The 14,266-nt window shown below is 56.3% G+C and carries 14 protein-coding genes and 1 riboswitch; of the genes, 4 read left to right on the plus strand and 10 right to left on the minus strand.

The window, feature by feature from the left end; genetic code table 11:
• Positions 1–8 precede the first annotated feature (8 nt).
• The 7 genes from IQ241_RS14835 to IQ241_RS14865 form a co-directional block, all read right to left on the minus strand.
• The gene (locus IQ241_RS14835) at positions 9–794 is read right to left on the minus strand and encodes a helix-turn-helix domain-containing protein (RefSeq protein WP_193908521.1); all 786 of its coding nucleotides are present in this window, start codon (positions 792–794) and stop codon (positions 9–11) included.
• Between the two features lie 96 nt (positions 795–890).
• Positions 891–1,634: a pseudouridine synthase gene (locus tag IQ241_RS14840; RefSeq protein WP_193908523.1), complete on the minus strand. Its 744-nt coding sequence runs from the start codon at positions 1,632–1,634 to the stop codon at positions 891–893.
• A gap of 107 nt (positions 1,635–1,741) precedes the next feature.
• Positions 1,742–3,154, minus strand: coding sequence for a sensor histidine kinase (locus IQ241_RS14845; RefSeq protein ID WP_193908525.1), 1,413 nt, complete (start codon positions 3,152–3,154; stop codon positions 1,742–1,744).
• Between the two features lie 246 nt (positions 3,155–3,400).
• Positions 3,401–3,574, minus strand: a complete 174-nt coding sequence (locus tag IQ241_RS14850) for a DUF4278 domain-containing protein (RefSeq protein WP_193908526.1) — start codon at positions 3,572–3,574, stop codon at positions 3,401–3,403.
• A gap of 35 nt (positions 3,575–3,609) precedes the next feature.
• Positions 3,610–3,700, minus strand: a riboswitch (Glutamine riboswitch).
• Between the two features lie 139 nt (positions 3,701–3,839).
• A complete protein-coding gene (locus tag IQ241_RS14855) occupies positions 3,840–4,982 on the minus strand; it encodes a saccharopine dehydrogenase NADP-binding domain-containing protein (protein ID WP_193908528.1) in 1,143 nt (380 codons plus the stop codon).
• Positions 4,979–5,416, minus strand: a complete 438-nt coding sequence (locus IQ241_RS14860; RefSeq protein WP_193908530.1) for a peroxiredoxin — start codon at positions 5,414–5,416, stop codon at positions 4,979–4,981. Before IQ241_RS14860 ends, IQ241_RS14855 begins: the two co-directional genes overlap by 4 nt.
• A gap of 186 nt (positions 5,417–5,602) precedes the next feature.
• Positions 5,603–5,875 carry a hypothetical protein gene (locus IQ241_RS14865; protein WP_193908532.1) on the minus strand — a complete coding sequence of 91 codons (273 nt, stop codon included), beginning with the start codon at positions 5,873–5,875 and terminating at the stop codon, positions 5,603–5,605.
• A gap of 244 nt (positions 5,876–6,119) precedes the next feature.
• Here IQ241_RS14865 and IQ241_RS14870 point away from each other — a divergent pair, with 244 nt between their 5' ends.
• Complete coding sequence (locus IQ241_RS14870) at positions 6,120–6,446, plus strand: hypothetical protein (RefSeq protein WP_193908533.1); 327 nt, start codon at positions 6,120–6,122, stop codon at positions 6,444–6,446.
• A gap of 34 nt (positions 6,447–6,480) precedes the next feature.
• Here the strand turns inward: IQ241_RS14870 and IQ241_RS14875 are convergent, their stop codons facing one another.
• The 3 genes from IQ241_RS14875 to corA all read right to left on the minus strand — a co-directional run bounded on the left by IQ241_RS14875 (position 6,481) and on the right by corA (position 9,293).
• Positions 6,481–7,533 carry an ABC transporter permease gene (locus IQ241_RS14875; protein ID WP_193908534.1) on the minus strand — a complete coding sequence of 351 codons (1,053 nt, stop codon included), beginning with the start codon at positions 7,531–7,533 and terminating at the stop codon, positions 6,481–6,483.
• Positions 7,534–7,574: 41 nt separating this feature from the next.
• A complete protein-coding gene (locus IQ241_RS14880; RefSeq protein ID WP_193908535.1) occupies positions 7,575–8,090 on the minus strand; it encodes an adenine phosphoribosyltransferase in 516 nt (171 codons plus the stop codon).
• Positions 8,091–8,153: 63 nt separating this feature from the next.
• Positions 8,154–9,293 (minus strand): magnesium/cobalt transporter CorA, encoded by a 1,140-nt coding sequence (corA, locus tag IQ241_RS14885; RefSeq protein ID WP_193908579.1) that lies wholly within the window; start codon positions 9,291–9,293, stop codon positions 8,154–8,156.
• Positions 9,294–9,405: 112 nt separating this feature from the next.
• On the opposite strand from corA, the gene IQ241_RS14890 reads away from it, so the two are divergent.
• The 3 genes from IQ241_RS14890 (at position 9,406) to IQ241_RS14900 (ending at position 14,213) form a co-directional block, all read left to right on the plus strand.
• Entirely contained in the window at positions 9,406–10,203 is a 798-nt protein-coding gene (locus tag IQ241_RS14890) for a M23 family metallopeptidase (RefSeq protein ID WP_193908536.1), read from the plus strand.
• Positions 10,204–10,508: 305 nt separating this feature from the next.
• Positions 10,509–12,578: an NAD(P)H-quinone oxidoreductase subunit 5 gene (locus IQ241_RS14895; RefSeq protein ID WP_193908537.1), complete on the plus strand. Its 2,070-nt coding sequence runs from the start codon at positions 10,509–10,511 to the stop codon at positions 12,576–12,578.
• A gap of 57 nt (positions 12,579–12,635) precedes the next feature.
• Positions 12,636–14,213 (plus strand): NAD(P)H-quinone oxidoreductase subunit 4, encoded by a 1,578-nt coding sequence (locus IQ241_RS14900; RefSeq protein WP_193908538.1) that lies wholly within the window; start codon positions 12,636–12,638, stop codon positions 14,211–14,213.
• Positions 14,214–14,266 lie beyond the last annotated feature (53 nt).

The raw sequence follows: 14,266 nt of genomic DNA on the forward strand, positions 1-14,266 counted from the left end.
CTACCCCCTCACGGCGTCATACTCACCTCATTCACCTGACCAAACGTCCGCTCCGCCACCGTTCCCGGTTCGCCCATCGGCTGAGGCTGAGCTGTTCCATCTGAAAGCATGACTCCCCCGGCATTTCCCGCTCTCACGGTCAGCGATTGGTTTGCAGCCCAGCTGCGCGACTCGCCCGGCTGGAGAATTCCCTGAAACTCGATATCACCGTCCGAGACGATCCTGACCCAGGACTGATCGGTTAGCTTGAGTTCAACTCGAATGGGGCTAGGCGGGTCTTCGGCTTTTAACGGCTGGGCTGGGGGCTGACTTGGAGGCGACGTTTGCGTTTTGGGCATCAGCTGCTCTACGGCTTCCGGGTCCAGAATTGGCAGCGCAGCGGTTTCCGGAGCAGCACTGCGCAAAAAGTAGGACAGCCCGCTGACCGCAGCCAGAATCAGCAGCACATAGGCCCCATAGAGATGGACTGGCCGCAGTTGGGCCGCGGGCAAAGTCCAGGAACGCTTCACGGGTAGTCGCTTGGGCTGAGGAAAATACTGGCCTGCTAGCGTCTCGCCATCTAAACCCAACGCTTCGCCATAGCGACGGAGCAAGGCCCTAACATAGATGGGTTCAGGCAGCTGAGCGCGATCTCCCGCTTCCATGGCGACCAGCAGTGACTTACGAATTAGGGTAAGTTCGCTAATTGTGTCCAAGGATTTAGCCTGGGCCTGTCGAGTTTGTTGTAGGGTGCGTCCAAGTGCTAGGAGCTGTTCTGGCTGTAGCTGCTCAGTTGGACGGGGGGGATGTTTCATTACCTAAGAACTAAAACCGGTAAAAGTGAATCGTTCAGCCTGAGTGCTATCTGGCCCTGATGGTCCGGCCGGGCAGTCAGGCTGCTAGTCTTCGGGCTAGTAGGGGCAGCTAGTGGCTCGCTTCAGAGCCTCAATTTCCGAAGGCTGCAAACAGCGATATTGCCCAACGGGTAGCCGAGCGAGCCGGAGCGGACCGATGGCTACACGGTGTAGCTGAGTAACGGGATGGCCCAAAGCCTCGGCAGTCCGGCGAATCTGTCGATTGCGCCCTTCCCAAAGGGTGACTTCTAACAGCGTCTGATGGGGGCTTGGCTGCTGAAGTACCCTAACCTTGGCAGGTAGCGTTTTTTGTCCCGATAGGACTATACCGCGACACCACTGACGGAGGCTAGCCTGAGTCGGATATCCCTTCACAGTCACCTGATAGGTCTTGGCGATGTGATGCCGGGGGTGAGTCAGCTGGTGGGTGAGCTCACCATCATTGGTCAATAGCAGGGCTCCCGTCGAATCAGTATCTAGCCGACCAACCGGGTGCAAGCCCTGACCCTGACGCCATTCAGCCGCTAAACAGTCAAGCACAGTCGTCCTACCCTGGGGGTCTTGGCAGGTAGAAACTACCCCTAACGGTTTATGTAGTAGAAAGTAAGCAGATTCAGGTCGTCCAATTGTTGCTAGCGCAACGCCATCGACTTGAACCAGGTCGACGCTTGGATCGGCGCTTTGTCCGAGATTTGCAATCGCGCCATTAACCGTTACCCTTTTCTCTCGAATCAGCTGTTCGGCCTGACGGCGGGATGCAATCCCCCACTGAGACAGAAGCTTTTGAAGCCTTTCAGTCATGGTCCGTTACTCAACTGGCAAGCTTACCCCAACAGGACGCTATACCAGCTTAGATTGTGCCTGTTGATCAACTGCCTACTCAATACTAATCAGTATCAATAAGTCAATCAGGGCGCAATTGACTTCAACCGATTCCCAGGTATCCATACCTTGAGCCATCCGCCGCCGGTATCAGGATGATTTTGGGCCTCAACCCAACCCTGATGAGCGCTCACGATCCGTCGCACGATGGCTAAGCCTAGCCCTGTACCGCCAGCAGTTCCCAATTCCTGAGCCGATTTCTCGCTGTCGGCGCGGCTGCGAGCCGGATCGGAACGATAGAACCGTTCAAACACATGGGGCAAATCTTGCTCTAAAAATCCACCGCCCTGGTCGATTACCTCAAATAGAATGGCCGGCAGAGCCGCTCTTTCACCATCCTCAGTCCGAGCTTTCAAACGATCGCTAGCGGAAGCATTGCCGGCATCGTTTTCAGGCGCATAGCAGGTTAGATCAAGCCTCAGCTGCACGCGAATCGTCTGCTGCGCTGGGCTATACTTGACCGCATTATTAAGCAGGTTAAAAAAAACTCGGTGCATCAGCCCCGGATTGACCTGCGCAATCAGCTGCGGCGGTCCGCTATAGACAAACTCTACTTGCTTCAGTAGCGCCAGTGGTTCCAGGCTCTGGCAAGCATTTTGAATCAGTGGCACCAGGTCGGCGTCACTGTCATCATCATCGAGCTGACCCTGCTGCTCTAGCTGGCTCAGGCTGAGCACATCATCGACGAGCTGACCCAGCCGTACGACCTCTTTGATCAGACGCTCAACCCAATGTTTGAGGGAGTCATCAACCCGACCTTGCAGCGTCTCTGCAACTAAACGGATCGAGGTGAGGGGCGTTTTTAACTCATGGGCAACGTCTGACAGCCAGCGATCGCGCTGCTGAGCCTGCGCGATCGCGTCCTGCCGGGGTTCTAAAAAAATGCCGACCTGCCCTTCTGGCAGCGGAATCCCGCACCCCCGAATCGGATAGGCTGGTCGCTCAGAGACGTTGTAGGGATCGGGCGAAATGGAATAAAACGTCCAGGCTAGCTGACAGACCGTCTGAGTTTGGCGGGTGCGCTCCACCAGCTGGTCAAGCTCATAGGAGCGGGCCAGGGCCAGCAGCAGTCGGGGATACTGCTGGTCGATTTGCGAGTCAATGTCTAAGATCTTTTGCGCCTGGAGATTACACCAAAGCAGCTGATTTTCTCCATTCACCTGGAGGTAGCCCAGCGGCGCAAACTTCATCACCAGACGGAAGTCGTCAATCTGCTGATGAAGCGTCTCAGTCTTAGCGCGTTGACTCAGGATAGCGCTGGAAAGCTGAAATTCGTAAGGCAATTCCGGCGACGCAGCATCGGTATTTTGGATCTTACTCAACATCAACCTGAGCCGGGCGTTATAGCGCTGACGCAACAGCCAGAGCAAGGCTAGTCCGACGCACAGCCCAATCACAAACCCAATCACGTGAGCGGCCCCCTGTACTGCCAACAGCATAGCACCCCAAAAAAAACACCCCCAAAAAGGCGGTGCTTAAAAAGGTTAGGATCAAGGATTTAATAAGATGCACAACTCCCGAGCCCTCATCCCCAACCCTTCTCCCGGGGGAGAAGGGGGCCGGATCTAGCTCCCTCTCCCCCGGGGAGAGGGCCGGGGTGAGGGCCGCGAGACATGCACAAATGGTCAAGTTATTTAATTCTCGATCCTTAATGCTAAGACGTAAACAGTCTGAGAACGAATTGGCTAATGGACTTCTGCACCTCGGTACTTAAGCCCCGCCGGATGCGGTTGAGCCGCATTGACGGCCCGTCGCAGCGGATAGGTCGCACCCCGATAATGGCCAACTGCGCCGGTCTCTATCACCTGGGCAGATGCAGGGGTAGCTTGGTATTGAATTCCACGATAAGACAGGTTCATAATCATCGCCTCTGATAACAATATGGGGTGAATGAGGCGCGTTCCTTCGGGCGGGTTCCTTGAGGAAAGCCCCTACTTCCGTCTCCCTCCTAGAAGCTGTAGCTGACTAAAAAGAAGATGAACGATTTATTTCTGTATCTATTGTTACCAATTTTTCTCAAAATGTCAATACCTGCCTTTATTTTTTAGAGTCCAAACAGGTTAAGGATCTGAGCCGACGGTAGCGGCTGAATTTGGGCTGAGATACAGGCTTGGTCAGGCTCGCTCATGCCGGAAAATTCTCAGACTGCGCCGAATGCTTCAGCTCCGGCGCAGAGAATTTCCAACGCTGCTGCACAGAAAGGCTCCGAGCCGCCATCATGGCTTGAAACAGCGGTGTTGGCAGGGCCTGCTCAACCGGCCAGACACCCGGCTGCTGGAGCTGCCCGCTCAAAATTAGCTGGGCCAGGCTGCCGGTACCATGCCCAGCGGCGCGGGCCGTGTCTGGATGTTCAAAGGTGCAGAGGTAGTCCGCTGGGCGGCCATCTTGAATTCCCGCGATCGCGACCCGCATGGCGATCCCGGTCTGGCTAAAGCGGTCGGTGACTCGGGTCATTTGGTAGCTGACCTGGGAGAGAAACTCAATCACAGTCGGACTCTTCAGCCAGGCTTTGGGCAGCCGGTGAGCGACCAGCCAGGTGAGATGGTTGTAGTAATCGGGCACAGAGCCGAACTTGGTGACCCAAGTCTGCACCTGGGGAAAGGTCTCGGCCAGCGTCAGCGCCTCTACCGTATTGAACCAGTAGACACCGCCCTGACCATAGCGAGGGAACTCCAAGACCTGCCGCTGGCTGTAGGGCGAGATCGACTGCCACTCGCCATTGATCTTGCTGAAAAAAGGTGTCTGGAGCTCAATGAAAGTCGTACGCATGACCGTGACGCCCGCACCTCCCGAACCGGCAACCAGGTAGCTAAGATGAACCGACTCGGCCTGGTCAAACTGCTCAATCCCCAGCCGCACCAGACTGCCCGAGATGCCCGGAAAGATGCCGGTGCTGACAACTGCGGTAACACCAGCCGTCTGGGCCAACCCTCGGTAGGTCAGGGCCTGGCGCACGTGGTCAGGGCTGTCGGCGACGTCGAGGTAGGCGATCTTCTGAGCAATGCAGGTCTGGAGCACGTGATGGTTGCGATCGCGGAACGGACCGGCGCAGTGAATCACCAGGTCGTGAGCCGCGATCGCAGCTTCTACCGCCGCCTCATCGGCCAGCGGCAGAGACAGATAGCGCTGTCGAGATTGGAGCTTAAACCCGGGCTGGGCTCGGCGACCGGTTAAAGTCAGAGCCGCATCGGTATGAGCTAGCAGATCAGCCGCGATCGCACGGCCAATCCGACCGCTGCCACCAATCACTAAAACCTGCTGGGTCAAAGGGCCAGTTCAGAAAGTACGTCAGTGGCGTGGGTGTCGGTCTTGACGCTGTCATAGACCTTTTGAATCACGCCTTTTTCATCAATCACAAAGGTAACCCGCTTAGAATGGCCATCACCGTCTACGTCGTAGGCCTGGCTGAGGGAACCATCGGTATCGACAATTAGCGGAAAGGGTAGATTGAACTTATTTTTGAATGCCTGGTGAGACGCCTCATCATCCTGACTGACGCCCAGCACGACGGCATCCTTATCTGTGTACTGGTCATAGGCATCGCGGAAGCTACAGGCTTCTTTAGTACAGCCAGGCGTATCGTCCTTGGGATAAAAATAGAGAACGACGACTTTCCCTTCGTAGTCGGACAGCGTAATCGGCTTGCCGGTGTCGTCCTTAGCAGTAAAGTTGGGAGCGGTGATTCCTGCTGAGAGTGCCATAGTCAATTCCTAAAACGGTTTACAGCGCTTAAGTCGCTACCGATTTTAGCATCGGGCGTCGTCCGGCTGACCCTTGCTAAGGTTGGGTTTCCCCAAACAAAGTTAGGGTTCTCCCGAGGCCAAGCTGTAATTACCGGATACCGATTTGTCGGCCGGACTTCGTTTGACGTTACTGGAGGCAATCAGTTAGTCCCGGCTGATCAGCTTACAGAAGCGGCTGATTTCGCCCTCGGTTTCTTCCTGGTACAGAAAGGCCAGATTGCTTTCCTCAAACGTCTTAAAGAAATCTTCCCAGGTGATCGCGCCTAGGGTTTCACTGTCCCCCTGAGGAAACTCAATCCGCAGCAGGCCGGGATCGCCGTCTTCCGCCGTACTTTTTACCGTAGCCGGATGGCCATTACGCGCCTCGACCCACTGCTTGATAGTGGCGTGGTCGGTAGTGGTTTTAGAGCTAGACATGGTTATAGAGGGAATATATAGAGTATTCAGAGACGGAACGCCTAGATGAGCTGAAAACGCCCATTGTAGCCGCCTATTGCAACCGTAGGTAAATTTGAGCCATCAGACGTCCATCTGAAGTTAGAAGGGCTGATCACCCATAGCCGTCAGGGCGGCCAGCTGCGATCGCGGCTAGCTGCCTCTGCTGCCAGAGGTCAGACTCTGCTATTCTCTTAGACTGAGCGCCCCCTTATCCCTATATTCCATGCTATCTCCGTCCTATTACCTCCTTCGCTCTAGAGCCAGCGGCCAGTACCTCGCCGCGCATCCAGAACAGAAATCAGAAACAGTTCCAGAAAGTTCTAGGCCGCCAGAGCCGTCTCCCGCCACCGGCTTTCTGCTGCTGTTTTCGACCGACTACGACGCCCTCAGCTACCTCAATCACCATGCCACTGAGGTCGCCAACCAGTTTGGGGTGGAGGCGATCGCCCGCAGTCAGCTCAAGTCGCTGATCAATCGCTGGAGTTTTACCGGGGTCAGCATTGTCACCGACCCGCTGGTGCCGCTGGTGGATTTTTTAGAAGTGTCCTAAACGCACTATTCCTGAGCGTGCGATCGCGCCCGGCCTAATTCATCTTCGACAGCCTGATTCGCGGGTCTACGAAAGAAAGCGCCAGGTCAGCCAGCAGATTGCCCACAATCAGCATTACCGCGCCGATTACCAGGCTCGCCATCACCAGATACAGATCCTGCGACTGCACCGCCTGCAGGGTCAGCTGCCCCAGCCCAGGCCAGCTGAAGTAGGTTTCGACGATAAAGGAACCGCTGAGTAAGGCCGAGAACTCAAACCCCAGCAGCGTAATTAGCGGGTTGATCGCATTGCGCAGCGCGTGGACGTAGATCACCCGGTCTTCCGGCAGTCCCTTGGCCCGCGCCGTTTGAATATAGTCCTGCCGCAGCACGTCGAGCAGCTGGCCGCGCATCAGCCGCTGTAGGCCAGCAAAGCTGGTAATGCTCAGGGCCAGGGTCGGCAAGATTAGGTGCCAGGCCACATCTAGAATTTGGCCCAGCCAGTTGAGGTCTTCGTGGTTAATGCTAGTGCGCCCGGCGACGGGAAACAGCGGCGCGGTAAGCTGGGCAAAAAACAGCAGCAGCAGCCCGGTAATGATGGTCGGAAACCCTTGCCCAATGTAGCTAAGGACCCGCAGCAGCCGGTCCGTCAGCTGATTTTGCCGCACCGCGCTGACAATTCCTAGCGGAATCGCGATCGCCCAGGTCGCCAGAATCGACGTAATCGACAGCAGCAGCGTATTGGGCACCCGCTCCCAGAGAATTTCCAGGGCCGGTCGCTGGTAGGCAAAGCTCATGCCAAAGTTGAACCGGGTGACCACCTGCACCAGCCAGCGCCAGTACTGCTGCCATACCGGCAGGTTCAGCCCAAACTGCTGCTCCAGCTGCTCCAGCGTCTCGGGTGAGATCTGCGGATTTTGCCGCTGGGCCGAGAGAAAGTCGCCCGGGGCCAGCTGAATCACGAAAAAGCTTAGGGCCGAAGCCAGCAGCAGGGTCAGCAGCGCCTGCAAAACACGCTTAATGATATAGAGCGACGTCTCGCTGGTCAGCAAATCGTGCAGTCTGCTGAAGGGAGAGGCGAGTTTGGGGGTATCTGGCGTAGTAACCATCGACGAATTATTCCAAGACAATAAAAACTCACGCTTGGCGCTTAATACACCACAAGAGACGAAACGGACGCCTGACCCGGCAGCTTTTGCCGGCCCTGCAAGCCAGCCAGCTCAATCACAAAGCTAAACCCGGCAATCTCTGCCCCCATTTGCTGAATCAGCTGCGCCGTGGCTGCCGCCGTTCCGCCCGTCGCTAGCAGGTCATCGACAATGAGCACCCGGCTGCCGGCGGTGAAGGCGTCCTGATGGACCTCTAGCCGATCCTGACCGTATTCCAGATCGTAGGAAATAGCATGGACAGGGGCAGGCAGCTTACCCGACTTACGCACGGGCGCGAAGCTCTTGCCTAGCTTGTAGGCGAGGGGCATGCCGAAAATGAAGCCGCGCGACTCGATACCGACAATCACATCGGGAGCCAGCTCAGTCGCTTTTGCCGCCATTTGATCAAGGGTGTAGCTAAGCCCTTCGGAGTTTTTAAGCAGCGTGGTAATGTCGCGATACATGATCCCCGGCTTGGGAAAGTCGGGAACGTCTCGAATCAGCGCCTTTAGATCCATCAATCAAACCCAGCAGGGCAACCGCAGCCCATAACGCTAGCCATCTTAGCAGGAGTTTTATGGCTAGCGCTCAGGCAGACTGCGCGAGAGACTTTCAAACCAGCCCTTGCGCCAGAAATAGGTGGTGAGGCCAAGCGCGATCGCGATCATCACCGCCCAGCAGATTGGGTAGCCCCAGTAGGCATCGAGTTCGGGCATATTCCAAGGCGACACCTGCGGATTGAAGTTCATCCCATAGACGCCGACGATGAAGGTGAGGGGGATGAAAATCGACGAAATCACCGTCAGCGTCTTCATCACCTCGTTCATCCGGTTGCTGACCGAGGAGAGATAGACGTCCATCAGGTTGGCGGTCAGCTCACGGTAGGTTTCGACGATATCGAGGACCTGCACCGCATGGTCGTAGCAGTCTTGCAGGTACACCTTCACCTCCGGACGAATCAGGTCGCTGCTGTCGCGAATCAGGGTGCTGATGGCATTGCGCTGGGGCCAGATCGAGCGCCGCAGGCCCATCAGGTCGCGCCGCACCTGGTAGATCCGCTGCACCGTTTGACGGGTGGGATTAAAAATCACCTCGTCTTCCAGGGATTCGATCAGCTCGCCATAGTCCTCCAGCACCGGGAAGTAGGCATCCATAATCGTATCCAGCAGCGTATAGGCCAGATAGTCTGCACCCTGAGCGCGAATCGTCCCCTGGTTAAACCGAATTCGGTTGCGCACCGGGTCAAAGCAGTCAATATCCAGCTCTTCTTGCACCGTCAGTAGGTAGTTCGGCCCTAGGACGAAGCTCACCTGCTCGTTGATAAAGCCCGCTTCATTACCCGCTTCACTCGGCTTGGGCATTACCATTCGGGCAATAATCACCAGCTGGTCGTCGTAGTACTCCACCTTGGGCCGCTGCGGCACGTTGACCACGTCTTCTAGCACCAGCGGATGCAGCTTAAAGACCTCGCCTAGGTGCCGCAGCATCGGCTCGTTGCCCAGGCCCTGAAAGTCGATCCAGGAAATTGAGTGTGACTTGAGAAAAGGCTTGCAGTCCTCCGGCGTTTTTAGCTCCCGTCGAATCGCCGAGCTAGCCGTATAGTCAATCAGCGTCAGCTCCGGCGGCGAAGCATCTTCCTCGATTACCAGGGTGCCAGGAGCAGTCCCAATCTCGTCATAATGGTAGTCCCAATGGCGGCGTTCGTCCTCATGCTCGGCCATGCCATCGACTCGCTCGGCTGGAATTAAGGTTGGGTTCTGGCTAGTCAACAGGGCTACCTCGCAATATATTGATGCTTAGAATTTATGCTTAAGAAATTTTATCGGCTGCGCTGTGACTTCTGATCTCCCCTCCTACCAGCTGCCCCAATTCGCCGCTAAACAGCGCTGCACGGTAACGGTAACCCAGATCGGCTGGCTGGGCAGCCGGGCGGCGGCGGCCAAGGCGGACTGCGGCAGCATTTCTGAGCTGCTGGAGAAAATTGGTCGAGGCGAGCTGACGGTGGTTTCAACGGCGCTCTTGTCCCAGCCGGTTTCCCCCCGTCGGCAGGAAATCTCGTCTCTATTCCGGCCTCTACTCCGGCTGATCCTAATGGGAATCGGCGCAGCCCTGATTCTAGCCCTGCTACTCTATATTGCCGATCGGCTGCTGCCCCAAGCCGCTAGGATAGACCCGGCTGCCGTCAAAACCCCCGCCGTCGGCGACATTGTGGCTGGATTTGAAATTACCGACGACTACCACATCCGCCCCTTCCATCCCGTCACCGGTGTGGCCAACGTGCCCCACAATGGCGTAGACGTCGCTACCCCAATCGGCACCCCGGTCTATGCCGTCGGCCAGACCGGGGATCGGGTGACGGTGGACTGCTGGTGGGACGTGGACGGCGGCGGCTGGGTAGCAGACCAGAGCGCCGCATCCTACCCAGGATATGTCTTTCAGTCGCTACACCTGTCTGAGAACGGCTGTCAGTCAGGACAGGCTCAGGCGGGAGACGAGATCGCATATACCGGCAACAGCGGCCTGGGCACCGGCGAGCACTACGACTTTCGGGTCAAGATCAGCGGCGCCTACGTGCCGCCGGGAGAAATCTATTTGGAATCGGCCCTGACCGGTAAGCCACCCCGCCAGTAGTTTCTAGTCATCCTCAGCAAGTCACCGAGCTCATTGCTCCTTGAGGCAAAGGTTCGTAGTGATGACAACAGCAGCCTCAAATCGAGTTCGGTACTTTGGCACCAGGTTTAAATCTCATCTGGGTGACCTTAAGAGAAAATCAGCTCCCCCAGCGAGTCAGACCCATTTTGCTGTAACATTTGATTATAAAAATTTATATTCTGACATATTCATCTACCTGCGGTCGGATCAACAGACGAGCTTGGTGTGTCAGAATGGTTGCGGTTTTGCCAACTCGTCAGGAAATTTTGGAGTAGGCCCAATTCATGGAATCCGTAGAGGCTATCTATCAATACGCCTGGCTCATACCCACGCTTCCCCTTATGGGAGCAATGGTGGTGGGCCTCGGGCTAATCAGCTACAACGACGCGACTAACCGGCTGAGAAAGCCCACTGCTGCCTTTATTGTGACGTTGCTGGGGGCCGCCATGGCGCTCTCGTTCGCGCTGCTCTACAGTCAGGTGCAGGGGCACGAGGCTTATCACTATTTATTTGAATGGGTATCGGTTGGCGATTTTCACCTGTCGATGGGCTATGTGATCGACCCGATTACCGCCCTGATGCTGGTGATTGTCACGACTGTGGCCTTTTTGGTCATGGTCTACACCGACGGCTATATGGCCCATGACCCTGGCTATGTTCGCTTTTATGCCTATTTGAGTCTATTCAGCTCCTCTATGCTGGGTCTGGTAGTCAGCCCTAATCTGCTCCAAGTTTACGTTTTCTGGGAGCTGGTGGGGATGTGCTCCTATCTGCTGATTGGTTTTTGGTATGACCGCAAACCCGCCGCTGACGCCTGTCAGAAAGCCTTTGTGACGAACCGGGTGGGCGACTTTGGCCTGCTGCTGGGAATGATTGGCCTGTTCTGGGCGACCGGCACCTTTGAGTTTGAGCTGATGGGCGACCGGCTGAGTCAGCTGGTTGAGCTGGGGATGATCCCCGGCGCACTAGCGGCGCTGTTTGCCATTCTGGTCTTTATGGGGCCGGTGGCCAAGTCGGCCCAGTTCCCGCTGCATGTGTGGCTGCCCGACGCGATGGAAGGCCCCACCCCGATTTCGGCTCTGATCCACGCGGCTACGATGGTGGCTGCGGGCGTCTTTCTGATTGCCCGGATGTATCCCGTATTCGAGGATATCCCGACGGCGATGAGCGTGATTGCCTGGACGGGCGCGATTACCGCCTTCCTCGGCGCTTCGATCGCGATTACGCAGAACGATATTAAGAAGGGGCTAGCCTTTTCAACCATGTCCCAGCTGGGCTACATGGTGATGGCGATGGGCGTCGGTGCCTACAGCGCTGGCCTGTTCCACCTGATGACCCATGCCTACTTCAAGGCCATGCTGTTCCTAGGCTCGGGCTCAGTGATCCACGGTATGGAAGAAGTGGTCGGCCACGACCCGGCCCTGGCCCAGGATATGCGGCTGATGGGCGGCCTGCGCAAGTATATGCCGATTACGGCGATTACCTTTTTGGTGGGAACGCTGGCGATTTCTGGCCTGCCGCCCTTTGCCGGGTTCTGGTCCAAGGACGAGATTCTGGGCTCAGTATTTGCAGTCAATCCGGCCCTCTGGGCGATTGGCTGGCTGACGGCGGGGATCACGTCCTTCTATATGTTCCGAATGTATTTCTCAACCTTCGAAGGCGAGTTTCGCGGTACGGACAAGGGGATTCAAAAGCAGCTGAAGCACGAGCAGTTTCAGCGCATGGGTATGTCCCTCGGACCGGGGGCGATGAGCACCCAGGAGCTGGCCCTGGAGGAAGAAACCGATCACGGCCACCATGCCGAGAAGCCCCACGAGTCCGCCCTGTCGATGACCCTGCCGCTGATAGCGCTGGCGATTCCCTCGCTGCTGATTGGCCTAGTGGGGACGCCTTTTGCCAACTATTTTGAAGCCTTTATCCACCCGCCCGGTGAGGTGGTAACAGTGGCCGAGCTGGCCGAGGCGTTTGAACTCAGCGAATTTGTCCGAATGGCAGGGCTGTCAGTGGCGATCTCTGTCGTCGGCATCATCGTAGCGGTGCTGATGTACCGGACGCGGCAGATTAGTGCTAGCGCGATCGCGGCCAAAATTCCCTTCTTCTACCAGCTCTCGCTCAACAAGTGGTACATCGACGACCTCTACGAAGTCCTCTTCGTCCAGGGCAGCCGCAATATAGCTAAGCAGGTGCTCGAAATCGACACCCGAATTGTCGATGGCGTCGTCAACCTGGCGGGCTTCGTCACCCTGATTACCGGCGAAGGGCTGAAATATTTTGAAACCGGTCGGGCTCAGTTCTATGCGCTGATCATCTTTGGCGCAGTCATCGGCCTGGTGGTCGCCTCGGGGATCACCTAAGTTTTTTGTAAATCGGCGCTTTGAGTTAATCCGCCGCGCTATCACCGCTGTATTTTTATGGACACCGCTCAATTTCCCTGGCTGACGACAATCATTCTCTTTCCGTTCTTAGCCGCTTTTGCTATCCCCTTTATTCCTGACCGAGAAGGGAAAACCATTCGCTGGTATGCGCTAACCGTCGGTCTGATTGACTTTGCGCTGATTATCTACGCCTTTGTCACCCAGTATGACATTCACAGCTCGGGTATGCAGCTGGTGGAGAGCTACACCTGGGTGCCGGCCCTCGACCTGAAATGGTCAGTGGGCGTAGATGGTCTGTCGATGCCGCTGGTGATGCTGACCGGCTTTATCACCACCCTGGCGATTCTGGCCTCCTGGCCGGTGACGCTGAAGCCGCGGCTGTTTTACTTCCTGATGCTGGCGATGTACGCAGGGCAGATTGGCGTGTTTGCCGTGCAGGATATGCTGCTGTTCTTCCTGATGTGGGAGCTGGAGCTGCTGCCGGTCTACCTGCTGCTGTCGATCTGGGGCGGCAAGCGGCGGCTCTACGCGGCGACGAAGTTTATTCTCTATACCGCGGGCGGTTCGCTGTTTATCCTGGTGGCGGCGCTGGCGATGGCCTTCTACGGCGATACGGTCACTTTTGACATGCGATCGCTGATGGCGAAGGATTTTCCGATCAATCTACAGCTGCTGCTCTACGGCGGCTTTTTGATTGCCTACGCGGTAAAGCTGCCGATTTTTCCGCTGCATACCTGGCTGCCCGACGCCCACGGCGAAGCGACTGCGCCGGTACATATGCTGCTGGCGGGCATTCTGCTGAAGATGGGCGGCTATGCGATCATCCGCATGAACGTGGAAATGCTGCCCGAGGCCCATGCCCGGTTCGCGCCGATCTTAGTCATTTTTGGCGTGGTAAACATTATCTACGCCGCCCTGACCTCCTTTGCCCAGCGCAATCTCAAGCGTAAGATTGCCTATTCATCGATCTCCCATATGGGCTTTGTGCTGATTGGCCTGGCTTCTTTTACCAACCTGGGGCTGAGCGGCGCGGTGCTGCAAATGGTCTCCCACGGTCTGATTGGGGCAAGCCTGTTCTTCCTGGTGGGGGCCACCTACGATCGCACCCATACGCTAATCCTGAGTGAAATGGGCGGCGTTGGCAAAAAGATGCCGAAGATTTTTGCCATGTTTACCACCTGCTCGATGGCGTCTCTGGCGCTGCCAGGAATGAGCGGCTTTGTAGCGGAGCTAATGGTGTTTGTCGGGTTTGCTACCAGCGATGCCTACAGCTTTAGCTTTAAGCTGATTATTTTAGCGCTGATGGCAGTAGGGGTTATCCTCACGCCGATCTATCTGCTCTCGATGCTGCGGGAGATTTTCTACGGTCCCGAAAATCAAGAGCTGACCTCCCATGAGGTGCTGGTCGATGCGGAACCGCGCGAGGTATTTATCATTGCCTGCCTGCTGATTCCGATTATTGGCTTTGGCTTCTACCCGAAGCTGCTGACGCAGATCTACGATGCCAAAACGGTACAGCTAACCGAGCAGCTGCGTGCAGAATCCTTTTTAGTCGCGGAGACGGTTGAGCCGCCGCTGGCTCTAGTGGGAAGAGCACCCAAAATCGGTGAATAGAAATTTTTCGGCTTGACAAAAGCTGAATATTTCTCTATTTCTATACAGTCTGT

Source organism: Vasconcelosia minhoensis LEGE 07310, assembly GCF_015207255.1.
GTDB classification, from domain to species: domain Bacteria; phylum Cyanobacteriota; class Cyanobacteriia; order Phormidesmidales; family Phormidesmidaceae; genus Vasconcelosia; species Vasconcelosia minhoensis.

What these genes read in the sequence shown, in the direction of transcription:
- IQ241_RS14835 (WP_193908521.1), bottom strand. Translation starts at nt 794, where the DNA reads ATGAAACATCCCCCCCGTCCAACTGAGCAGCTACAGCCAGAACAGCTC.
- IQ241_RS14840 (WP_193908523.1), bottom strand. Translation starts at nt 1,634, where the DNA reads ATGACTGAAAGGCTTCAAAAGCTTCTGTCTCAGTGGGGGATTGCATCC.
- IQ241_RS14845 (WP_193908525.1), bottom strand. Translation starts at nt 3,154, where the DNA reads ATGCTGTTGGCAGTACAGGGGGCCGCTCACGTGATTGGGTTTGTGATT.
- IQ241_RS14850 (WP_193908526.1), bottom strand. Translation starts at nt 3,574, where the DNA reads ATGAACCTGTCTTATCGTGGAATTCAATACCAAGCTACCCCTGCATCT.
- IQ241_RS14860 (WP_193908530.1), bottom strand. Translation starts at nt 5,416, where the DNA reads ATGGCACTCTCAGCAGGAATCACCGCTCCCAACTTTACTGCTAAGGAC.
- IQ241_RS14865 (WP_193908532.1), bottom strand. Translation starts at nt 5,875, where the DNA reads ATGTCTAGCTCTAAAACCACTACCGACCACGCCACTATCAAGCAGTGG.
- IQ241_RS14870 (WP_193908533.1), top strand. Translation starts at nt 6,120, where the DNA reads ATGCTATCTCCGTCCTATTACCTCCTTCGCTCTAGAGCCAGCGGCCAG.
- IQ241_RS14875 (WP_193908534.1), bottom strand. Translation starts at nt 7,533, where the DNA reads ATGGTTACTACGCCAGATACCCCCAAACTCGCCTCTCCCTTCAGCAGA.
- IQ241_RS14880 (WP_193908535.1), bottom strand. Translation starts at nt 8,090, where the DNA reads ATGGATCTAAAGGCGCTGATTCGAGACGTTCCCGACTTTCCCAAGCCG.
- corA (WP_193908579.1), bottom strand. Translation starts at nt 9,293, where the DNA reads ATGGCCGAGCATGAGGACGAACGCCGCCATTGGGACTACCATTATGAC.
- IQ241_RS14895 (WP_193908537.1), top strand. Translation starts at nt 10,509, where the DNA reads ATGGAATCCGTAGAGGCTATCTATCAATACGCCTGGCTCATACCCACG.
- IQ241_RS14900 (WP_193908538.1), top strand. Translation starts at nt 12,636, where the DNA reads ATGGACACCGCTCAATTTCCCTGGCTGACGACAATCATTCTCTTTCCG.